Below are 20,552 nucleotides of genomic sequence, written 5' to 3' on the forward strand. Positions count from 1 at the left end.
ACCGAGGCCTGGGTCAGCCGAGGAAGTTCCATTCGCCGACGGTGGTGTAGGCCGAGCTGTGGCCGGGGCCCTCGCCGAGTCGGGACTCGATCAGTTGCAGGCTGCCTGCCGTCCAGGCGGGGCCGTCGTAGGTGTCGAAGATCCGGACCCACTTGGTGACGTCCAGCTGCCGGCGGAGGCGGGCGAGGGTGACGTGCGGGGTGAACTTCCGGCCCTCCACGGGCACGCCGGCGCGGTTGGCCGCCGCTCGCGTCGTCATCGCCAGGTGCTTGAGCGACTCGGTGTCGTCGCGCACCCCGGCGTACAGGACGCGGGCGTCGGGCACACCCGGGAAGGCGCCCGCTCCCCTGAGTTGGAGTTCGAACGGCTTCTGCCGTTTGGCGGCCCGTTCCAGCCGCTCCCCCAACTCGTCGGTCTTCCAGTCCGGCACCTCGCCCAGGAACGCGAGCGTGATGTGCCAGTGCTCGTCCGCGGCCCACCGGATGTCCTCATCCGGATGCTCCCGCCGCGGCTCGACGAACTCGCTCAGATCCTCCACAACGTCAATCGGTGGCACCACGGCCACGAACAATCGCATCCCGAAATGCTACAGACTGCTGTCGTGGACGAGTTGAAGTTGCCGTCGCCGTGTGTGGTGATCCTGGTGGGGCCGGGGGCCGCGGGGAAGTCGACGTGGGCGGCGGAGCGGTTCGCGGCGGACCTGATCGTGTCGAGTGATCGGCTGCGGGCGCTCGTGGGCGCCGGTGAGGACGATCTCGCGGCGAGTGCGGATGCGTTCGCACTGCTGGAAGAGGTGGTCGAGCAGCGGATCGGCCGGAAACTGACGACGGTCATCGACACTCTCGGGCTCGACCGGGAACGGCGGTTGCGATGGCTCGGGCTGGCCCGAGCGGCCGGGATGCCGTGTGTCGCGGTCGCCTTCGACACCCCCGCCGAGGAGTGCCGAAGGCGGAACCGAGCCCGGCAGAAGCGGATCCCGGCGGACGTGCTGACCGCGCAGCTGCGGTCGTGGACCGCGGTGAAGAAGGAACTGCCGACCGAGGGGTACGACGACGTCCTCGAGCCGGCCGTGGTTCGCGTCGTACCGTCGGCGTTCGTGGACGCCGGGGCGGCGGCGCAGCGGCAGGAGGAGGCCCCGACCGGGTTGCGTTTCGGGCTGCAGTTGAGCAGCTACACCCACAAGGCAGGGCGGGCGGGGACGGCGACGTGGATCCGGGACGTCGCGACGCGGGCGGAGGCGGCCGGGTTCGACGCGATCTACGTGATGGACCACTTCCGGCAGATCCCGCAGGTCGGCCGGGCGTGGGACGACTTCCTCGAGAGCTGGACGACCCTGGGGTACCTGGCCGCGTGTACGTCGCGGGTCCGGCTGGGGACCCTGGTCTCCGGGATCACGTATCGCAACGTCGCGCATCTGGGGAAGATCGCCGCGACCCTCGACGTACTCAGTGGTGGGCGTGCGGTGTGTGGGGTCGGGTTGGCGTGGTTCGAGGCGGAGCACAAGGCGTACGGGTGGCAGTTCCCGTCGGTCGGCGAGCGGTACGCGTTGCTCGAGGACGCGTTGCGGTTGCTGCCGGTGTTGTGGGGACCGGGCAACAAACCGTTCCACGGCAAGGTGCTCGACGTCCCGGACACGACGTGCTATCCACGCCCGCTGCAGGAGCGTTTGCCCTTGCTGGTCGGTGGAAGCGGGCCGCGAACGCTGCGGCTGGCGGCCCGGCACGCGGATGCCGTGAACGTGTTCGGCGATGTCGCGCAGGTGCGCAAGCGGGTCGGGTACCTGCGGGGGTACAGCGAGTTCGTCGAGGTCACGCATCTGTCCACCACCCTCGTGGGCAAGGACCACCGGGACGTGGACGAGCTGGTCGCGCAGTTGCGTCCGCGCAACCAGGACCCGGCCCGGTACGCCGCGACCGTCAACGCCGGCACGGTCGCCGACCAGATCGGCCGCTTCCGCGAGCTCTCCGAGGCCGGCGTCGCCGAGGTGATGATCAGCCTGCCGTCGCTCGACACCCTGGAGACCGCTGCCGAGGTGATCTCAGCCTTCCGCCGGTAGCTTCAGCTTGAGCAGGGCGTTCTCGATCAGCTCGGACATTGCCGGGTGGATCCAGTACTGGTTACGCGCCATCGAGTAGGCGTCCAGGCCGAAGCTCATCGCCTGGATGACTGGCTGGATCACCGAGGACGCCTGCGGCCCGATGATGTGGCAGCCGATGATCTGCCGGGTCTCCGGGTCGGCCAGGATCTTGGCGAACCCGGTGGTGTCCTCCATCGCCCAGCCGTACGCGATGTCGGCGTAGTCCTGACGGCCGACGACGTACGGGATCCCGCGCTCCTCGGCCTGCGCCTCGGTCAGGCCGACGGCCGCGATCTGCGGTGAGCTGAAGACCGCGTGCGGGACGAACCGGTGGTCGGCGGTGATCCGGTCCGACGGGTTCAGCAGGTTGTGCTTCACCACCCGGGCCTCGTGGTTCGCGACGTGCTTCAGCTGGTGCGGCGAGGTGACGTCGCCGAGCGCGTAGATGCCGTCGACGGTCGTCTGCTGGTACTTGTCGACGATCACCCGGTTCTCGTCGTCGACCGCGACGCCGGCGGCCTCCAGGTTCAGCGTGTCCGAGTTCGGCGTCCGGCCGACGGCGACCAGCACCTGGTCGACCACGAGCTCGTCGATCCCCTGCGGGCTGAGCATCTCCAGCGCGATCGAGCCGTCGTCCCGCCGTTTCGCGCTGACGGTGTCGTGCTCGAGGCGTACGTCGTACTTCGCCCGGGCGATCTCGGTGAAGCGCTCGGCGATGTCGGTGTCCTCGTGCCGCATCAGCAGGCCGGAACGGGCGATCATCGTGACCTCGACGCCGTACGACGAGAACACGTGCGCGAACTCGGCCGCGACGAACCCGCTGCCGATGATGCCGAGCCGGCGCGGCAGCTCCTCGATCCGCATGATCGTGTTCGAGGTGTGGTAGCCGGCCTCCTCCAGCCCCGGGACGAACGGGACGATCGGCCGGCTGCCGGTGGCCAGCACGAACTGGTCGGCGGTGAGCACGCTGGTCGTGCCGTCCTTGCCGTCGACGGTCAGCTCCTTGGCGGCGGTGAACCGGCCGGTGCCGTCGTACACGGTCACGTTCGCGTTGTCCGCGTGGTGGTGCCGGTATTCCGAGCCGCCCGCGGCGATCGGGTCGATCCGGCCGAAGATCCGGTCCCGGACCTCCGGCCAGCGGACCCGGTCCAGCGTCTCGTCGACGCCGTACCGGGAGCTGATCGACGGGGTGGCGGCCAGGTCCGCGGTGTGCACGAACATCTTGGTCGGGATGCAGCCGACGTTCAGGCAGGTGCCGCCGAACGTGCCACGCTCGACGATCGCGACCTTCCGGTCCGCGAACCGCCGGTTCACGATCGTGTTCCCCGAACCGGTCCCGATGATCACCAAGTCGTAATGAGTCACACCCCATTGTGGGGTCATCGGCCGTCAGGCGACCCGGGGTCCCGGTTCCTTGGCCGGTGACAGCACCGGATCCGGCTCGGAGATCGCCTTCTCACCGAGCAGCTCCGTCTGCGGCAGCACCTCCAGGCGGGGGCGCGGCAGCAGCCGCGGGCGGATCGACAGGCCACGGCGGCGGGAGAAGTACACCACCGAGGCGATCGTGCCGATGACCGTGAGCGCACCGCCGACGATCAGCGACCAGCGGGCGCCGAAGGTCTGCCCGACCCACCCGATCAGCGGCGACCCGATCGGCGTACCACCCATCAGGACCGTCATGTACAGCGCCATCACCCGGCCGCGCATGGTCGGCTCGATGCTGAGCTGCATGGTCGCGTTGGCCGCGGTCAGCATGGTCAGCGAGGTGAGCCCGACCAGCGGCAGCACCAGCGCATAGGTGAGGTACGTCGGCATCAGACCGCTGACCATCGCCATCACGCCGAACGCCAGGGCCGCGCCGATCACCAGGCGAGCGCGGACCCGGACCCGCCGGGCGGCCAGCAGCGCACCCGACAGCGAACCGATCGCCAGGATCGAGCCGAGGATGCCGTACTCCCCCGCGCCCTTCTGGAAGACCTCGGTCGCCATCAGCGCGGACGTCATCTGGAAGTTCAGCCCGAAGGTGCCGGCGAAGAACACGGTGACCAGGATCATCATCAGCTCCGGCCGGCGCCACAGGTAGCGCATGCCGTCGCGGATCATGCCCTTGTCCCGGGCGGCGACCTTCGGCGTGTGCAGCTCGCTCACCCGCATCAACCGCAGCGACAGGATCACCGCGGCGTAGGTGAAGCCGTTGATCATGATCACCGGACCGGTGCCGATCCAGTGGATCAGCAGGCCGGCGAGCGCCGGGCCGAGCAGCCGGGCGGCGTTGAAGGAGGCCGAGTTCAGCCCGACCGCGTTGGCGAGCTCGTCGCGGCCGACCATCTCGACCACGAACGCCTGCCGGGCCGGGGCGTCGAACGCCGTTCCGATCCCGAACAGCAGGGCCAGCAGGTACACGTGCCAGGGCGCGACCAGGCCGGAGACGGTCAGTCCGCCGAGCACGAGGGCGACCGTGGCCATCGCGATCTGGGTGCAGGTGAGCACCTGTCGCTTCGGGAAGCGGTCGGCGACGAGCCCGGCGTACGGGCCGAGCAGGAGGGCGGGCAGGAACTGCAGTCCGGTGACGATGCCGAGTGCGGTCCCGGAGTGGGTCAGCTCCAGGACCAGCCAGTCCTGGGCGACGCGCTGCATCCAGGTGCCGACGTTCGAGACGATCGCGCCGGAGGCGTAGAGACGGAAGTTGCGGACCTTGAACGCCCGGAAGGTCGGGCTCATGTGGCCGCCAGGCGTTCGAGAACAGGGGCTGCCTTGCGCAGGATGTCGCGCTCCTCGGGGGTCAGTTGCTTCAGTTTGGTCTGCAGCCACTCGTCGCGGCGCCGGCGGTTGGCGAGGATCAGCTCGTCCGCGCGGCCGGTCAGCTCGACCACGATCTGGCGCTTGTCGGTCTCGTGGGGCCGGCGGGCGACCAGGCCCGCCTCCTCCATGTTCGACACGATCCGCGTCATCGACGGCGGTTTGACCTGCTCGTGCGCGGCCAGCTCGCCGATCGTCATCGCGTCGTGCTTGGCCAGCGCGCCGAGCACGCTGAGCTGGTTGGCGGTGAGGTCGTGACCGGGCTCACGCTGCCGCCGGAGCTGCCGGGACAGCCGCAACGTCGACGACCTCAGGGCACTTGCCAGCCCGACGTCACTCTTCACCTGCTGGGCTACGACTTCGGGCATGTTCGTTACCTTAACTCATTACCTTTGCTAAAGAAAACGGCTGACCGGCCCGTGGTATTCCCGGTGAACCGCTGCCGGGGCGCTAGGGTTCGCGGACATGGGGACACCTGCGGAGCTCGAGCGGTACGAGCAGCGGTTCCGGCGGGCCGGGCTGCCGCTGTTCATCGAGGACTTCTCACCGACGCACGACATCTTCACCCGGGCCACGCCGGTGCTCGTGCTGGTGTTCCTGGCGGAGATGATCGGCGCCACCGACCTCAACTGGCCGGTCTGGCAGAACGTCCTGGCCGCGCTCGTAGGGCTGGCCGTGCTGGTCGGCGGGTTCGGGCTGCTGAACGGTGTCCGCGGCCGGCCGTTCTGGTCGCTGCCCACCCGGTTCGGCATCCCGGAGCTGGCCGTGTTCGTGCTTCTCCCGGCCCTGCTCCCGCTCGTCCAGGGCCAGGTCCGGCAGGCGCTCGGCGTTGCCGCCGGCAACCTGGTGTTCGTCGGCGTGGTGTACGTCGTCGTCGGCTACGGCCTGATCGCGACGACGTACTGGGGGCTGCGCCGGCTCGTCGGCGAGTTCGCGAGCTCGGTCGCCAGCCTGGTCCGGGCGCTGCCGTTGCTGCTCGTGTTCTCACTGGTGCTGTTCGTGAACACGGAGATGTGGCAGGTGTTCGCCGGGATGCCGATCGAGTTCATCCTGCTCTCGGTGATCGCGTTCACGCTGCTGAGCACGCTGTTCCTGCTGATCCGGCTGCCGAAGGAGCTCGACGAGATCGAGCGCGACGCCGGCTCCGGCCCGCCGCTGCGCCGGATCCAGCGGGTCAACCTCAGCATCGGCCTGGTCGTCCGGCAGTGGATGCAGGTGCTGGTGGTGAGCGCCGGCGTCGGGTTGTTCTTCGTGGCCTTCGGCATGATCGGGATCAGCGAGTCGATCTATGAGAACTGGGGCATCAGTCCGGGCGGGTGGTCGTACAGCATCGACCTGCTCGGCCATCCGCTGCTGATCAGCGCGTCCCTGGTGAAGGTTGCCAGCGGCATCGCCAACTTCACCGGGCTGTACTACTCGATCGCGCTGCTCACCGACGCGACGTACCGGACCGAGTTCCTGGACCACCTCAGCGCCGAGCTCCGGGATCTCTTCACCGCACGGGCGGAGTACCTGGAACTGCGCCGTACGACGTCGGCAGCTCAGGTCAGCCAGTCGCCGAGCGGGCCGATGGCGAAGTAGACGACGAAGAGGGCTGAGACCACCCACATCAGCGGGTGGATCTGGCGGGCCTTGCCGCGGACCAACTTGAGGATCACGTAGGAGACGAACCCGGCCCCGATGCCGGCCGTGATCGAGTACGTGAACGGCATCAGGATGATCGTCAGGAACGCCGGGAACGCGACCTCGAGATCGTCGAAGTCGATCCCCTTCACCTGCGTCATCATCAGGAACCCGACCAGGATCAGCGCCGGCGTCGCCGCCTCGTACGGGACCAGCGTGACCAGCGGCGCGACCACCATCGAGATCAGGAAGCAGACCCCGGTCACCACACTCGCCAGCCCGGTCCGCGCCCCCTCGCCGACACCCGAGGCGGACTCGATGTACGACGTGTTGCTCGACACCGACGCGGCACCGCCGGCGGCCGCCGCGACCGAGTCGACGATCAGGATCCGCTGCGTGTTCGGCGGGTTGCCGTCCTGGTCGAGCAGACCGGCCTCCGCGCCGATCGCGGTCATCGTGCCCATGGTGTCGAAGAAGTCCGCGAGCATCAGCGTGAAGATCAGCAGCAGCGCCGCCACCACGCCGACCTGCTCGAACGAGCCGAACAGGTTGAACTCGCCGAGGGTGTCCAGGTTGGGCTTGCTGATCCAGTCGTCCGGCAGCGCCGGCACGGTCAGGCCCCAGCCGCCCGGGTTCTCCGTGGTCCGCGCGCCGACCTCGACGACCGACTCGATCACGATCGCCAGCACGGTGGCGGTCAGGATGCCGATCAGGATCGCGCCCTTCACCTTGCGGGCGTACAACGTGATGATTAGCAGCAGGCCGATGACGAACACCAGCACCGGCCAGCCCCGGAGGTTGCCGCCGACACCGAGCTCGACCGGCGGACCGGTGAGCGCCTCCGGACGCCGTACGAACCCCGCGTCGATCACGCCGATGAACGCGATGAACAGGCCGATCCCGACGCTGATCGCCACCTTCAGCTGCACCGGGACGGCCTCGAACACGGCTCGTCGGAAGCCGGTCAGCACCAGGATCAGGATGATGATGCCCTCCAGCACCACCAGCCCCATCGCGTCCGCCCAGGTCATCTTGGTCGCCACCGAGAAGGCGATGAACGCGTTCAGGCCGAGACCGGTCGCCAGCGCGAGCGGGAAGTTCGCGACCACGCCCATCAGGATCGTGACCACGCCCGCCACCAGCGCGGTCGCCACCGCGATCTTCGCGATCGACGCCGCCGGGTCCGTGCCGCCGCCGACGTACTGGCCGGCGCCGTCCTTCACGGTGCCGATGATCAGCGGGTTCAGCACGACGATGTAGGCCATCGTGAAGAAGGTGACCAGACCGCCGCGGATCTCCCGGGTGACCGTGGAGCCACGCTGACTGATCTTGAAGTACGAGTCCACGAAGTTGGACCGGTCCCGGGCGGTGGCGGCTTGGGGCGAGCTCATGGCGGAATCGTGCCAGGTCCCACCCTGTGGTTGCGAGCACAAACCCGAACCCGTATCGATCCAGGCCGCTAAGGTGGGGTCGTGGCAGACGAGAAGCCGAGCAAGCGCAATGACCCGACGAGCCAGCTGGCTCGCGGTGAGCTGGTGCATGCCGAGGTCAAGCCGCTCGACCTGTCCGGCATCCCCAGCGTGATCACCGGCATCGTCGCCTGGACGGTCGCCTTCTTCGTCGTCCTGATCTTCCGCGACGAGCTCAAGGAGAACGGCCTCGAGTGGTGGCTCTGGGTCACCGTCGCCGGCGCCGGCCTCGGCCTGATCGGCCTCGTGTACTGCCGTCGCCGCTGGTCCGCCATCCAGGCCGGCCACCGGAGCCCCACCGAAGACTGACCTGGCCTGTTCCCGTCCGGGGGCTGGCCCGGTGGTGTGGTGTCATGCCTCGAGCGTGTGACGAGGAGTTGATGCTGGGATGACGGCAGGGCGAGAGATGCCGACGCAGGACGACGTCCTCGGGTACTTCGACAGCTTGTCGAACTGGGGGCGGTGGGGCGACGACGACGAGCTCGGCACGCTGAACCACATCACCGACGACGTCCGGCTGGCGGCGGCGCGGACGGTGCGGCACGGCCGGAGCGTGTCGTGCGCGTGGGAGGTCGCCGTACCGGAGGAGCTGGAGCGGTCGACGACCGTCTGCCCGCACGCCGTCGACATGCCTGGGGCCGAGCACATGCCGGCGCGGTTCCACAACGACCGGCGCTGGGGCTTCTCGAACGAGCGGCTCGGCATCATGTACCACGGCAACACGATCACCCACCTCGACTCGCCCTGCCATCTGTTCTGGGACGGACGGATGTACAACGGGCGCTCGCATTCGCTGGTCGACGCCGACACGGGATCGGCGTGGGCGGCCGTCACGGCGGCGGCGAACGGGATCACCACCCGAGGTGTCGTGCTCGACGTCGCGAGCGTCCGTGGCGTGCCGTGGCTCGAACCGGGGCAGGGCGTGTTCCCCGAGGATCTCGAGGAGGCCGAACGTCGCCAGGGTGTGCGGGTACGACCCGGCGACGCCGTACTCCTGCGGACCGGGTACGGCCGCTTCCGGCACGAGTCAGGTGACGCCGGCAGCATCACCCAGGCCGGTTGGCACGCGTCCTGCCTGCCGTGGCTGCAGGACCGCGAGGTCGCGCTGATCGGCGCCGACACTCCCCAGGACGTTCAGCCGTCCGGGTACGACGACGTGCTGATGCCGGTGCACGCGGTGAGTCTGGTCGCGATGGGCCTGTGGATGCTCGACAACTGCGACCTCGAGGCCTGCGTCACGACGGCCGCCGAGCTCGACCAGTGGGACTTCCACCTCACCGTCGCCCCGGTCCGCTACGCCGGCACCTCCGGCAGCCCGGTCAACCCGATCGCCACCTTCTGACAGTCCTAGACTCCTGGCCATGGCGTTTGACGAGCAGGGGCGGCCGGAGACTCCACTGATGGCTGGGGAGGTCGAGACGCTGGTCGGGTTCCTGGAGTACCACCGGGCGACGTTCGCCTGGAAGTGTGCGGGGCTGGACGAGGCTGGGTTGCGGGTGCGGGTCGGGGCCTCGTCGATGACGTTGGGTGGGATGCTCAAGCATCTGGCGTACTACGAGGATCACTGGTTCTCGTACCGCCTGCGGGGGAACGAGCGACAGCCAATCTGGGTCGACGAACACTGGGACGCCGATCCCGACTGGGAGTGGAAGTCAGCCGCGCAGGACTCGCCCGAGGAACTGCATGCGCTGTGGCGCGACTCGGTGTCCCGCTCCCGGGAGCTGCTCGCCGAGGCGCTGGCGGACGGCGGGCTGGACCAGCCCGCGCGGCGGAAGCTGATGAACAACCGCACCGCGAGCGTCCGGTGGATCGTGATGCACATGATCGAGGAGTACGCGCGGCACAACGGCCACGCCGACCTCATCCGCGAATCCATCGACGGCCAGACCGGCGAGTAGACCCTCAGTCCAGCACGGTCAGGGTCGTTGCCTCTCGCGCCATGGCTGCCCTGGTGTTCGCTATGCCTGGGTCGGCTCAGTCGGCTCAGCTGGCTCAGTCGGCTCGGCGGGTTGGGGTTCGTCGGGGGCCTGGGCGATCTCGGCGGCGGCCGGCTCGGTGACGTCGACCTCGGGCTCGACGGCGTCGGCCTCCAGCGCGTCGGGGTCGACGGCATCGGCCGTCGGGGTCTCGACGGTGTCGGGCTCGATGGCGCCGGCTTCGAGGGATTCGGGCGCGAGCTCGAGGTTGTCGTAGCCGGTGGTGTCGAAGGCGTGCTCGGCGGACGGCTGGTCGGGGAGGTCGATGACGGCGTCGGAGTGGGCGCCGCAGCCGTAGTCGTAGGCGACGACGCGGCCCTCGCCGGGAGCCATCTCGTTGCTGCAGACGCCGAACGCCTGGCCGAGGCTGTCCGCGAGGCGAATCCAGTAGCCGCAGCCGTTGCACTTGTACGGGACGGCCTGCGCGATCGCGGACGACGGCCCGAAGTCTCCGGCGTACCAACGCTCGGCCGCGTCCTCACGCCCGTACTGCGACAGGATGCGCTCGCGGCCGAGGCCGAGCTCCTCGACGACGGCCAGTACGTCGTCCGGGGCGCCGGTGTCGGTGAAACCGGGCTCGAGGCGGGGGTCGTCGGAATGCGTCGGGAACAGGTCGCCGGGGCGCAGGTCACCCGGCTGGACGCGGTCGGACCACGGGACCCACTCGGGCGCGACGATCGCCTCGTCGCCGGGCAGCATGACGACCTCGTTGACCGTGACCGTCTTCGCGCGCGAGGCGCGGGTGAGCGTGACTGCCCAGCGCCAGCCGCGGTACCCGGGGTGGGTCGAGGCGAAGTAGTGCGTGACCAGACGCTCGCCCTCGACCAGATGACCGAGGTGCTCGCCGACCTGCGCGGCGCCGGCCTCGGCGATCGCGGCCTCGCGCGCGGGTTCGACCGCCGCGACGCAGACGGCGTCGGCCTTGGCACGAACCGGTTCGGGAGCTCTGACGGGAGTCACAATCGCCCATTCTCGCACGCCCGCGACAGTGTTTCGAACGGGCCGTCGACCGGTCGTTCGTCCACAGGCCACCGCGCCGTGGCTACGGTCTGTCCCCTCGAGGAGGCAGGATAGTTCCATGCAGAGCCCAGACCCCGCGGACCGGAAGGCGTCGCCCGGTGCGCCCGGCGCGACCCCGCCCGGCGCCGACCCCGGCGGCGGGCGCGGCGGCGGGCGGGCTCACGGGTCCGGTGGTCGGCCGGGTGACGCGTCCGGCGGTCGGCCGGGTGGCGCGTCCGGTGGTCGGCCGGGTGACGGGGCCGGTGCGAAGGCGGGGAAGCGGGCCGGTGAGCGGATCAGCGGTGCGCGGGAGAAGCTCGGGACGGCGAGCAAGCGGGTCGGGCAGGCGTCCCGGGTCGGTGCCAGTGGGGTCGCCTCCGCGTCCCGGAAGACAGCCGTCGTCGGCGGGAAGGTCGGTCGGGCGACCGGTCGCCGGATCAGCGGGCTGACCGGCGCCCAAGGCGCCCGCGAGTCCGGGCTGTCGCGGCTGATCGAGCTCGGCGCGGTCAACGCCGCGGGCGACACCGCGTTCGCCGTGTCTCTGGCCGGCACGGTGTTCTTCGCCGTGCCCAGTGAGCAGGCTCGTGACCGGGTCGCTCTGTTCCTGCTGTTGACGATGGCGCCGTTCGCGTTGATGGCGCCGCTGATCGGGCCGATCCTGGACCGGTTCCGGCATGGGCGGCGGTGGGCGATCGGCGCGACGCTCGGTCTGCGCGGGTTCCTGGTGTGGAGCCTCGCCGCGTCGATGACGGGCAGCGCTTCGCCATGGTTGTATCCGGCCGCCCTCGGATGCCTGGTCGCCTCCAAGGCGTACGGCGTGACGCGCGCCTCCGCCGTACCACGGCTGCTCCCGGAGGACATCAGCCTCGTCACCGCCAACTCGCGGATCTCGCTGGCCGGTGTCGCCGGCGCGACGATCGGCGCGGGCATCGCGGGCGCGTTCGCGGCGATCGGGCCGGAGTGGTCGCTGCGGTGGGCCGCGCTCGTCTACACAGTCGGCCTGGTGCTGGCGATTCGTCTGCCGAGCAGGGTCGATTCGCCGGCCGGTGAAGAGATCACCGGGACGGCGGGACGTGAGGCCCGGCGGCGGGCGATCACGGCGGCGGTGGCGCGCGGGATCCGGTGCAACCTCGGGCTGCGGTTCGTGTCCGGGTTCCTGACCATGTACTTGGCGTTCCTCCTGCGGGACAAACCGCTCAGCGGGATCGACGGCGCGCTGGCGGCCGGTGCGGTGATCGCCGCGGCCGGGCTCGGCAACAGCCTCGGCACCCTGATCGGATCGTTGCTCAAGGCCCGAAAACCCGAGGCCGTCGTGCTGGTGGTGCTGCTGGCGGACGCGACGGTCGCGGTGCTGGTGGCGGTGTTCTACGGGTTCCCGATCCTGATCGTGCTCGGCCTGGTCGCCGGGTTGTGCAGTTCGCTCGGGAAGCTGTCGCTGGACGCGATGATCCAGCGGGACGTTCCGGAGACCGTGCGTACGTCGGTGTTCGCGCGCTCGGAGACCGTGCTGCAACTGTCCTGGGTGATCGGCGGCGGTTGCGGGATCGTCCTGCCGCTCATCCCCCGGCTGGGTTTCGGCTTCCTCGCCGGCGTACTCCTGGTCGTGGTCTTCCTGGTCGTCCGGATGAAACCGACCGCGATCGCCGGCGTCGGCGGCGTACGCCCGACCGGCTCGGGCGGGCCCGGATCCGGGCAAGCTGGTGCAGCTGGCGCCGGTCCGGGTGGATCCCGCCCGGGTGAGTCCGGCCGGAGCAGGCCCGAGCCGGCCGGCGCGACTGCGAGAGGTGCCGGCTCGGCAGGCACTGCGGGTGGTGTTAGCTCGCCAGGTGCTGGTGCTGCTGCTGGTTCGGCAGGTGGTGCTGCTGGTTCCGCGGGTAGTGCTGCTAGTTCGGCGGGTGGTGATCGTCGGCCGCGGGATGGCGAGTCGGAGCCGCCGACGAGCACGAGCCGCACGATCCTCACCACGAGCGTCGCCGAGCAGCGCGCCAGCCGCGAGAACAACCAACGCCAGTACGACGAGCCGACCGTGGAGTGGGCCGCGGACGACCACCGTCCACCGCGGTCCGACAGCCCGCAGGCCGCCCGGCCGGACCAGCCGGTCGGCCGCTGGTGGAGCGGCCAACCGGACGAGGACGACGAGGAAACCGTCCAGGACCAAGCCCCCTGGGCCGAAGAACCCACCGTCGAACGCGACCGCGGCCTCTTCAACCGCCGCCGCCGAGGCGGCCGCCCACCCCGCTAGTCCCCCGCCCTCAGTGAGATGCACCCCGTCGCGCGCGCGTCAGGCGGCTGGTTCGAGTTGGTTGGTGGGGGAATCGAGGGGTGGGGTGGTGCCGCGGAGTAGGAGGGTTGCGGTCACGGCGGTTGCGAGGAGGAGCGCGCAGCCGACGACGGCCACCACATTGAGGCTGTGGGTGAAGGCGTGGCGGGCTGTGGTGAGGACGGCGCCGGCCAGGTCTGCCGGGAGGTGAGCGGCTGCGGCCGTCGCGGCCGGGAGGCCTTCGCGGACGGGGGCTGCGATCGCGCCCGGCAGGTCGGTGGGGAGGTCGGCTCGGTAGGCGGCCGTGCCGATGGAGCCGAGGATCGCGATCCCGAGAGCGCCGCCGAATTCCGCGCAGGTCTCCATCACGGCCGCCGCCGACCCGGCGCGTTCCGGGGCGACCGCGCCGACCACGGCCTCGGTGACCAGCGTCATCACCATCACCAACCCCGCACCGAGCAGCCCGGACCCGGCGAGGATGACCACCAGCGACGACTCCGGCCGGACCAGCGTCAGGACGCCGTACCCGCAGGCCGCCAGGACGAAGGCGCCGCCGATCACGTAGGCCCGGTCGACCTGTCGCGCGAGAGTCGTCGCGAGCGGTGCGGCACCGGCGACGGCCACCGTCGGAACGAGGGCCCAGAGCGCGGCCTTCAGCGGACTCAGCCCGAGCACCAACTGCAGGTACTGCGTCATGAAGACCGCGTTCCCGACCAGCGCCAGCGTGCCGATCGTGTTCGCCGCGAGCGACCCACTGAAGGCACGGCTCCGGAACATCGAGAGCTCGATCATCGGGTACGACGCCATCCGCTGCCGCTGCACGAAAAGCACTCCGAACACGACCCCACCCAGGATCGCAACCACCGGCAGCACCGCCACCCCGTGCGCCGCCAGCTCCTTGATCCCCCAGATCACCGGCAGTACGGCGGCCAGCGACAGCACCGACCCGATCAGGTCGAACCGGCCCGCGCCCGGCGCCTTGAACTCCGGCAGCAGGATCGGCGCGAGCACCAGCAGCAACACCATCGCCGGGGTGTTGATCAGGAAGACCGAGCCCCACCAGAAGTGCTCGAGCAGAAGTCCGCCGAGCACCGGCCCGAGCGAGATCCCGCCCATCATCACCGCGCTCCAGAAGGCGATCGCCTTCGACCGCTGCGCCGGGTCGTGGAACAGGTTGCGGATCAGCGCCAGCGTCGACGGCATCAGCGTCGCGCCGCCGATGCCGAGGATCGCGCGGGCGGCGATCAACTGCTCCGGGTTCTGCGCGTACGCCGCCAAGACCGACGCCAGCCCGAACGCGACCGCCCCGAACAGCAGCAGCCGCCGCCGGCCGATCCTGTCGCCGAGCGAGCCCATCGTGATCAGCAACCCGGCCAGCACGAACCCGTAGATGTCGAAGATCCACAACTGCTCGGTCGCCGACACCCCGAGGTCCGCGCTGATGAACGGGACCGCGAAGTACAGCACCGAGACGTCCATCGAGACCAGCAGCAACGGCAGTGCGAGCACGCCGAGCGCGATCCACTCCTTCCGTCCCGCGCGTTCCGTCGTACTCATCGCCACTCCCCTAATCTGTGTACGGCGCACACTGTGTGCATCGTACACAGACCATACCGGCCATCTGTCTATGATGTAAACAGATATCCCCGACGACGAGGTGAGCGATGACCGAGGAGACCGAACTGCCGCGGGTGCTGGCGCAGCTGTGGGGGATCGAGGGACGGCAGCGGCCGGGGCCGAAGCCGGCGTTCCACCTCGGCGACATCGGCCGGGCGGCGATCAGGCTGGCCGACGCCGGCGGCCTGGCCGCGGTCTCGATGAGCAAGGTGGCCGCCGAACTCGGCTTCACCACGATGTCGCTCTACCGGTACGTCGACTCCAAGGACGACCTGTACGTCGTCATGCTCGACCACGCGTTCGGTGAGCCGCCGGCGATGGACCAGCCGACCTGGCGGGAGCGGATCACGGCCTGGGCCGAGGCGTTCCGGGACGCGCTGGTGCGGCACCCGTGGATCCTCCGGGTGCCGGTGTTCGATCCGCCGCTGTCACCGAACCAGCTGGTCTGGATGGAGCACGGCCTGCGTGCGTTCGACGAGACCACGCTGACGCCGCCGGAGCGGGTGTCGTCGATGCTGCTGGTCAACATCTACGTGCGCGGCGCGGTCCAGATCACCGCGGACCTGCAGACGCGAACGGCCGAGGAGACGCGGGCGGCGGACCGGCTCTACGTCGAGCGGCTGGAACTGCTGGCCGGCCCGGAGCGGTTCCCGGCTCTCCGTGCGGGCATGCTGGGGCCGGCCGCGCACGTGGACGACGGCGACCCCAGCGAGTTCAGGTTCGGCCTGGACACCGTCCTCGACGGCATCCAGACCCGCATCGACCGCCGCACCCCCTGACCACGCGCCCCGGCGGCACCACGGACCGCAAGCACGACACCGGCACCTGCGCACGACGGCGCCGCGTCCGGCCGACAGCACCCGGCCCGGATACGACGACGCCCGGTACGACGGGCGTCGTACCGGGCGGGCGTCGTACGGACGTCAGATGTCGAGCTTGTCGGCCACGCCCCGGAGCACGGTGGCGACCTGGCGGGCGGCCTTGTGGTCGGGGTGCCGGCCGCGGCGGTATCCCTCGCCGAGGTTGTCGAGCAGCTTGATCAGGTCCTCGATGACGAGCTGCATCTCCTCCGGCTTCGGCCGCATCGCCTTCGCCACCGACGGCGGCGGGTCGATCAGCCGGACCTGGAGAGCCTGTTCGCCCCTGCGTCCCTCGACGACACCGAACTCGACCTTCTGGCCGGGCTTGAGGTTGGTGACTCCCGCCGGCAGGGCGTCGTTACGGACGTAGACGTCCCCGCCCTCCTCCTTGCTGAGGAAACCGAACCCCTTCTCGGAGTCATACCACTTGACCTTGCCAACGGGCACGGGAACCCCTCTTGTGTCAATCAGGAACTGCGATGTCAATCGTCGGAACAGAACGGGCGGACCGACTGCTCGATCGGCTACCCAGCGTACGGGAACCGGCGCCGCGGCGCCTCAGGAAAACTATCTGACCAGGCAAGAACTACCGGTACTTCTCCGGGTCCTTCAACCGTTCGTTCATCGACCCGGACCGGAAGCCGCGCAGATCGACCCGGGCGGCCGGGAAGCCCTCGGCCACGACCGCGTCGACGAGCGGCTGGTGGTCGACCTGGTCGAGCAGCCGGGCGTCGATCTCGATACTCGCGGTGTCGCCGACGTCGCGGACCCGGACGTTCTCGACGCCGTACGGCGTGAGCAGCGCGCGGACCGCCTGTTCGGCCCGGTCGACCCGGGCGAGCAGGTTCGGGGTGATCCGGATGCCGTAGGCGATCCGGCTGGACAGGCAGGCGGCGGCCGGCTTGTCCGAGGTCTCCAGCCCCCAGCTCCGGGAGGCCTCGCGGATCTGCGCCTTGGTCAGCCGCGCGTCCTTCAGCGGCGTGATCGCGCCCCGCTCGAAGGCGGCCCGGATCCCCGGCCGGAATCCGGCGACCGCGTCGTCGGCGTTCGTCCCGGTCGCGATCGCGGTGATCCCGAACTCGTCCGCGATCGGCTGCAGCGTCTCGACCAGCTCGGCCTTGCAGAAGTAGCACCGGTCGCCGGCGTTGGCTTGGTACCCCTCGCGGTCCATCTCGTGGGTGTGCGGCGTGACGTGCCGGACGCCGAGATTGTCGGCGAACCGGGCGGCCGGCTCGAGCTCGGCCACCGGCAGGCTCGGCGAGACCGCGGTCGCAGCGACCACGTTCGCGGGGCCGATCGCCCGGGCTGCGGCCGCCAGCAGGAACGCCGAGTCGGCGCCGCCGCTGAAGGCGACCACGAGGTTCTTGTAGCTCGACAGCCGCCGCATCAACGCTTCCAGCCGCTGCTCGAGCACATACGCGTCCAGCCAGGCCGGGAACTCGGTCAGGTCGTTCAGTACGACGTCCGCGCCGTACGCCCGCAGTTCGTCCGCGGTGAACGGACCGGTGGCGACCGAGACCGCGACCGCCCCGGCGGCCCGGGCACCGTCGATGTCGGCGGTGTGGTCGCCGACGTAGATCGTGGCCTGGTGCTCGCGCAGCGCGATGCCCTTCTCGGCGCCGTGCAGGTCGCCGACCGGCTCGTCGACGTCCAGGCCGAGGTGGTCGAGGTGGAGCAGGACCGAGGGGGTGTACTTCGCCGACACCACCATGGTCCGGCCGCGCAACGCCCGTACGGCGGCCAGCGACTCGGCCACCCCCGGGAGCGGCAGGCTGCCGGTGATCGCGTGCGCCGGGTAGTGCTCGCGGTAGCGGGACACCATGGCGTCGACCTGCTCCGGCGGGAACCAGTTCGCCATCTCCCAGGTCAGCGGCGGCCCGAGCCGGCTCACGACCAGGTCGGAGTCGATCGCCACGCCGGTCTCGGCGGCGAGCAGGTCCCAGACCGCCTGGATCCCCGGACGGGAGTCGATCAGCGTCATGTCCAGGTCGAAGCCGACCACGAGCTCCGGCACGTCGAAGGTGGCGGGAGCGGGCTGGATCTCGGCGGTTGACACGTCCCCAACCCTACGTGCTCCGCGCCTGCTCCCCGCTCGGCAGCCCAGGTTCATTTGACATTCGTTCGCCGGGTGTCCCGACTCTTGACATTCGACCAGAAAATGTAAACCATCAGGCGCATGGACTCGTTCGCCGACCGGACCAAGCGCCGACTGCGCGACGAGCTGCTCGACAACGCGTACGACGCGATCGTCGCCGGCGGGTACGACGGACTGCGGATGAACGACGTGGCCCGGCGGACCGGCGTCTCCCGGCAGACCGTCTACAACGAGTTCGGCGACAAGTGGGGTCTGCTGCAGGCGGTCGCGGCCCGCGAGACCGAACGGTTCCTGCTGGACGTGAACACGGCGCTCGCCGAGCACTCCGACCCGATCGACGGCCTGCGGGCCGCGGTGGAGCGGGCGCTCGCACTGGCCGGGGAGAACCCGCTGGTGAAGGCCGCGCTCGGTCAGCCGGGATCGGACCAGGCCAGCCAGCTGCTGACCACACGGGGGCAGCAGGTGCTGGAGGTGGCCCACCTACGGCTGGGTGAGCACGTCAGGGAGCACTGGCCGGAGGTACCACCGGAGGACGCGACCAGCTGCGTCGACGTCGCCTTGCGCGTCGTCCTCAGCCACATCGTCACGCCAGGCCCTCCCCCGGCGACGGTGGCCGCGCAGCTGGCTCGCGTCCTCAGTCCCTTTCTGTCCGAGGCCAGGAGGCAGCACCGATGAATCAACTGCACAGGCAAGGCTTCAGCTCACTGAGGTCCGGAGGGCTGAACTGGGACGCGCTGCCGCTGCGATTGTTCGACAAGGGCAATCGCAAGTTCTGGAACCCGCGCGACATCGACTTCAGCCAGGACGCGAAGGACTGGCAGGAGCTGAGCGACAACGACCGGGAGAACGCGCTGTTGCTCTGCTCGCAGTTCGTCGCCGGCGAAGAGGCCGTGACCGAGGACCTGCAGCCGTTCCTGCAGGCGATGGCGGCCGAGGGCCGGTTCGGTGACGAGATGTACCTGACCCAGTTCTGCTTCGAGGAGGCCAAGCACACCGCGGTCTTCCGGCTCTGGCTGGACGCGATCGGCGTCACCGAGGACCTGCACCGGTACGTCGAGCACAACCCGGGCTATCGCGCGATCTTCTACGAGGCCCTCCCGGTCGCCCTGAAGTCGCTGGCCGACGACCCGTCGCCCGCCAACCAGGTCCGCGCCAGTGTCACCTACAACCACGTGGTGGAAGGGACTTTGGCCCTGACCGGCTACCACGCCTGGAACTTGCTGTGTACGTCGCGCGGCGTCCTGCCCGGCATGCAGGAGCTCATCCGCCGGATCGGTGACGACGAACGCCGGCACATGGCCTGGGGCACCTTCACCTGCCGCCGCCACGTCGCTGCCGACGCGTCGAACTGGAAGGTCGTCACCGACACCATGGAGGAGCTCCTTCCGCACGCGCTCACCCAGATCCAGTGGGCGATGGACAACTCCCCCGAGCTGCCGCCGGAGATCAACCCGACCGCCCTGATGACGTACGCCGGTGATCGCGCGACCCGACGCCTCGGCGCGATCGAGTCGGCGGTCGGCGCGGACGTGGCCGGGATCGACCTCGACTACTCTCCGGAGAAGCTCGAGGACGACTTCGGCGACGAGGACTCAGCCGCGCTGGCGGCGGTTCGCTAGCACGACGACGAGCGCGGCGGTCGCCAGCAGAGCGGGCAGCCAGGTCACGGTCGTCGTACCGAGGTGGTCGGCGACCTGGCCGCCGGCGAAGGCGCCCAGTGCGATCGAGCCGTTGTAGACGCCGACCAGTACGGCGGATGACGCTTCGGGAGCACGGGGTGCGGCCGCGTGGCCCCAGGCCTGGGTGCTGACACTCGTCCCGCCGTACGCCAGACCCCAGATCAGCAACAGGACAAGGGCTCCGGTCACCGTCGTCCCCAGGAACGGCATGACCAGGCCGGCGATCGCGATACCGCCGGCGATGACGGTCATCGCGCGGCCGGGGCGCATCGATCCGGTGAGGAAGTTGCCGAGTACGCCGGCCACGCCGTACGCGAGCAGGAGACCGCCGATCAGGGCGGGGCTGATCCCGGCGAGCTTCTCCAGCAACGGGCGGACGTAGGTGTACGCCGAGAAGTGGCCGGTGACAACCAACGCGACCAGGACCAGGCCGACGCGGACCTGCTTGATCCTCAACACGTCCAGTACGTCGCCGAGGCGGACCGCCTGTGCTGCCGGGAGCGGCGGCAGCAGGAAGGCCAACGCGACGGCGAGAGCGAGCGAGAGCAGGCCGACGGCGGCGAAGGCCCATCGCCAGCCGATGAGTTCGCCGACGTACGTGCCGGCCGGAATCCCCAGCACAGAAGCGATTCCGATGCCGCTGAAGATCAGTGAGGTCGCTGGGCCGACCGCGTGCGGCGGGACGATGCGCGGCGCCAAGCCGACGGTGAGCAGCCAAACTCCACCCAGCGAGATCCCCATCAGCACCCGCGCGACAGCCAGTACGCCGAAGCCGGGCGCGACCGCCGCGAGCAGACCGGCCGCGCCGAGAAGCGCCATCAGGCCGACGAGAACCGTGCGGCGGTCGACCCGGCCGAGAACGAGTGGCAGGACGGGTGCCGCGAGCGCCGAGACCACGCCGGTCACGGTCAGGCTGAGGCCGGCCGTGCCTTCGCTGACGTGCAGCGCGGAGGCGATCGGGGTGAGCAGGCCGACAGGCATCAGTTCGGCCGTCACCACGGTGAACACGGTGGCCGCCATCGCCACCGGAGCGGCCCAGCCTTGGGCCCTCGGTGCCACCTGGTCGGCGCAGATCGTCGTCATACCTCAAGCGTTCGG

At 70.0% G+C, this 20,552-nt stretch carries 18 protein-coding genes and 1 pseudogene; 9 read left to right on the forward strand and 10 right to left on the reverse strand.

Annotated elements, in window-relative coordinates:
- Positions 1-13: 13 nt before the first annotated feature.
- The gene (gene thpR / locus ACQPYZ_RS30165) at positions 14-577 is read right to left on the reverse strand and encodes an RNA 2',3'-cyclic phosphodiesterase (protein WP_433162052.1); all 564 of its coding nucleotides are present in this window, start codon (positions 575-577) and stop codon (positions 14-16) included.
- 24 nt (positions 578-601) lie between these two features.
- Here thpR and ACQPYZ_RS30170 point away from each other — a divergent pair, with 24 nt between their 5' ends.
- The gene (locus ACQPYZ_RS30170) at positions 602-2,056 is read left to right on the forward strand and encodes an LLM class flavin-dependent oxidoreductase (RefSeq protein ID WP_433162054.1); all 1,455 of its coding nucleotides are present in this window, start codon (positions 602-604) and stop codon (positions 2,054-2,056) included.
- Here the strand turns inward: ACQPYZ_RS30170 and ACQPYZ_RS30175 are convergent.
- Genes ACQPYZ_RS30175 through ACQPYZ_RS30185 form a run of 3 tightly spaced genes read right to left on the reverse strand, consistent with a single transcriptional unit; the run spans position 2,039 to position 5,244 of the window.
- Positions 2,039-3,442: a mycothione reductase gene (locus ACQPYZ_RS30175; protein ID WP_433162056.1), complete on the reverse strand. Its 1,404-nt coding sequence runs from the start codon at positions 3,440-3,442 to the stop codon at positions 2,039-2,041. The two genes, ACQPYZ_RS30170 and ACQPYZ_RS30175, sit on opposite strands and share 18 nt — an antisense overlap.
- Before the next feature lie 24 nt (positions 3,443-3,466).
- On the reverse strand, positions 3,467-4,798 hold the full coding sequence (locus ACQPYZ_RS30180) for an MFS transporter (protein ID WP_433162058.1): 1,332 nt from the start codon (positions 4,796-4,798) through the stop codon (positions 3,467-3,469).
- Positions 4,795-5,244, reverse strand: coding sequence for a MarR family winged helix-turn-helix transcriptional regulator (locus tag ACQPYZ_RS30185; RefSeq protein WP_433162060.1), 450 nt, complete (start codon positions 5,242-5,244; stop codon positions 4,795-4,797). Before ACQPYZ_RS30185 ends, ACQPYZ_RS30180 begins: the two co-directional genes overlap by 4 nt.
- Positions 5,245-5,341: 97 nt before the next feature.
- Between ACQPYZ_RS30185 and ACQPYZ_RS30190 the strand changes: the two genes are divergently transcribed.
- Positions 5,342-6,457 (forward strand): hypothetical protein, encoded by a 1,116-nt coding sequence (locus ACQPYZ_RS30190; RefSeq protein ID WP_433162061.1) that lies wholly within the window; start codon positions 5,342-5,344, stop codon positions 6,455-6,457.
- Here ACQPYZ_RS30190 and ACQPYZ_RS30195 read toward each other — a convergent pair.
- Entirely contained in the window at positions 6,418-7,890 is a 1,473-nt protein-coding gene (locus ACQPYZ_RS30195) for an NCS2 family permease (protein ID WP_433162063.1), read from the reverse strand. The two genes, ACQPYZ_RS30190 and ACQPYZ_RS30195, sit on opposite strands and share 40 nt — an antisense overlap.
- An 81-nt stretch (positions 7,891-7,971) precedes the next feature.
- Here ACQPYZ_RS30195 and ACQPYZ_RS30200 point away from each other — a divergent pair, with 81 nt between their 5' ends.
- The 3 genes from ACQPYZ_RS30200 to ACQPYZ_RS30210 all read left to right on the forward strand — a co-directional run bounded on the left by ACQPYZ_RS30200 (position 7,972) and on the right by ACQPYZ_RS30210 (position 9,866).
- Entirely contained in the window at positions 7,972-8,277 is a 306-nt protein-coding gene (locus tag ACQPYZ_RS30200) for a DUF2530 domain-containing protein (RefSeq protein ID WP_433162065.1), read from the forward strand.
- 79 nt (positions 8,278-8,356) lie between these two features.
- Positions 8,357-9,310 (forward strand): cyclase family protein, encoded by a 954-nt coding sequence (locus ACQPYZ_RS30205; protein WP_433162067.1) that lies wholly within the window; start codon positions 8,357-8,359, stop codon positions 9,308-9,310.
- A 19-nt stretch (positions 9,311-9,329) separates the two neighbouring features.
- Positions 9,330-9,866: a DinB family protein gene (locus ACQPYZ_RS30210; RefSeq protein ID WP_433162068.1), complete on the forward strand. Its 537-nt coding sequence runs from the start codon at positions 9,330-9,332 to the stop codon at positions 9,864-9,866.
- A 285-nt stretch (positions 9,867-10,151) separates the two neighbouring features.
- On the opposite strand, the pseudogene ACQPYZ_RS30215 reads toward ACQPYZ_RS30210, so the two are convergent.
- A pseudogene (locus tag ACQPYZ_RS30215) lies at positions 10,152-10,907 on the reverse strand (DUF3027 domain-containing protein); the annotation flags it as partial.
- Positions 10,908-11,022: 115 nt separating this feature from the next.
- Here ACQPYZ_RS30215 and ACQPYZ_RS30220 point away from each other — a divergent pair.
- On the forward strand, positions 11,023-13,185 hold the full coding sequence (locus ACQPYZ_RS30220) for an MFS transporter (RefSeq protein WP_433162070.1): 2,163 nt from the start codon (positions 11,023-11,025) through the stop codon (positions 13,183-13,185).
- Positions 13,186-13,224: 39 nt separating this feature from the next.
- Here the strand turns inward: ACQPYZ_RS30220 and ACQPYZ_RS30225 are convergent, their stop codons facing one another.
- Positions 13,225-14,760, reverse strand: a complete 1,536-nt coding sequence (locus ACQPYZ_RS30225; RefSeq protein ID WP_433162072.1) for an MFS transporter — start codon at positions 14,758-14,760, stop codon at positions 13,225-13,227.
- A 107-nt stretch (positions 14,761-14,867) separates the two neighbouring features.
- Here ACQPYZ_RS30225 and ACQPYZ_RS30230 point away from each other — a divergent pair, with 107 nt between their 5' ends.
- Positions 14,868-15,599: a TetR/AcrR family transcriptional regulator gene (locus ACQPYZ_RS30230; RefSeq protein ID WP_433162074.1), complete on the forward strand. Its 732-nt coding sequence runs from the start codon at positions 14,868-14,870 to the stop codon at positions 15,597-15,599.
- Positions 15,600-15,743: 144 nt separating this feature from the next.
- Here the strand turns inward: ACQPYZ_RS30230 and ACQPYZ_RS30235 are convergent, their stop codons facing one another.
- Complete coding sequence (locus tag ACQPYZ_RS30235; RefSeq protein ID WP_132317338.1) at positions 15,744-16,127, reverse strand: cold-shock protein; 384 nt, start codon at positions 16,125-16,127, stop codon at positions 15,744-15,746.
- Positions 16,128-16,266: 139 nt separating this feature from the next.
- Entirely contained in the window at positions 16,267-17,736 is a 1,470-nt protein-coding gene (gene larE, locus ACQPYZ_RS30240) for an ATP-dependent sacrificial sulfur transferase LarE (protein ID WP_433162076.1), read from the reverse strand.
- A 120-nt stretch (positions 17,737-17,856) separates the two neighbouring features.
- On the opposite strand from larE, the gene ACQPYZ_RS30245 reads away from it, so the two are divergent.
- Together ACQPYZ_RS30245 and ACQPYZ_RS30250 are read left to right on the forward strand one after the other, a co-directional pair.
- Positions 17,857-18,450, forward strand: a complete 594-nt coding sequence (locus tag ACQPYZ_RS30245) for a TetR family transcriptional regulator (protein ID WP_433162078.1) — start codon at positions 17,857-17,859, stop codon at positions 18,448-18,450.
- Positions 18,447-19,394, forward strand: coding sequence for a R2-like ligand-binding oxidase (locus ACQPYZ_RS30250; protein ID WP_433162080.1), 948 nt, complete (start codon positions 18,447-18,449; stop codon positions 19,392-19,394). Before ACQPYZ_RS30245 ends, ACQPYZ_RS30250 begins: the two co-directional genes overlap by 4 nt.
- Here ACQPYZ_RS30250 and ACQPYZ_RS30255 read toward each other — a convergent pair.
- Positions 19,368-20,537 carry an MFS transporter gene (locus ACQPYZ_RS30255; RefSeq protein ID WP_433162082.1) on the reverse strand — a complete coding sequence of 390 codons (1,170 nt, stop codon included), beginning with the start codon at positions 20,535-20,537 and terminating at the stop codon, positions 19,368-19,370. The two genes, ACQPYZ_RS30250 and ACQPYZ_RS30255, sit on opposite strands and share 27 nt — an antisense overlap.
- Positions 20,538-20,552: the final 15 nt, after the last annotated feature.

Source organism: Kribbella sp. CA-247076 (assembly GCF_050942445.1).
In the GTDB taxonomy this organism is placed as follows: Bacteria; Actinomycetota; Actinomycetes; order Propionibacteriales; family Kribbellaceae; genus Kribbella.

Bases quoted from the DNA above. Each gene is read 5' to 3' on its own strand.
- thpR (WP_433162052.1), bottom strand. From the start codon at position 577: ATGCGATTGTTCGTGGCCGTGGTGCCACCGATTGACGTTGTGGAGGAT.
- ACQPYZ_RS30180 (WP_433162058.1), bottom strand. From the start codon at position 4,798: ATGAGCCCGACCTTCCGGGCGTTCAAGGTCCGCAACTTCCGTCTCTAC.
- ACQPYZ_RS30185 (WP_433162060.1), bottom strand. From the start codon at position 5,244: ATGCCCGAAGTCGTAGCCCAGCAGGTGAAGAGTGACGTCGGGCTGGCA.
- ACQPYZ_RS30190 (WP_433162061.1), top strand. From the start codon at position 5,342: ATGGGGACACCTGCGGAGCTCGAGCGGTACGAGCAGCGGTTCCGGCGG.
- ACQPYZ_RS30195 (WP_433162063.1), bottom strand. From the start codon at position 7,890: ATGAGCTCGCCCCAAGCCGCCACCGCCCGGGACCGGTCCAACTTCGTG.
- ACQPYZ_RS30205 (WP_433162067.1), top strand. From the start codon at position 8,357: ATGACGGCAGGGCGAGAGATGCCGACGCAGGACGACGTCCTCGGGTAC.
- ACQPYZ_RS30210 (WP_433162068.1), top strand. From the start codon at position 9,330: ATGGCGTTTGACGAGCAGGGGCGGCCGGAGACTCCACTGATGGCTGGG.
- ACQPYZ_RS30220 (WP_433162070.1), top strand. From the start codon at position 11,023: ATGCAGAGCCCAGACCCCGCGGACCGGAAGGCGTCGCCCGGTGCGCCC.
- ACQPYZ_RS30225 (WP_433162072.1), bottom strand. From the start codon at position 14,760: ATGAGTACGACGGAACGCGCGGGACGGAAGGAGTGGATCGCGCTCGGC.
- ACQPYZ_RS30230 (WP_433162074.1), top strand. From the start codon at position 14,868: ATGACCGAGGAGACCGAACTGCCGCGGGTGCTGGCGCAGCTGTGGGGG.
- ACQPYZ_RS30245 (WP_433162078.1), top strand. From the start codon at position 17,857: ATGGACTCGTTCGCCGACCGGACCAAGCGCCGACTGCGCGACGAGCTG.
- ACQPYZ_RS30250 (WP_433162080.1), top strand. From the start codon at position 18,447: ATGAATCAACTGCACAGGCAAGGCTTCAGCTCACTGAGGTCCGGAGGG.
- ACQPYZ_RS30255 (WP_433162082.1), bottom strand. From the start codon at position 20,537: ATGACGACGATCTGCGCCGACCAGGTGGCACCGAGGGCCCAAGGCTGG.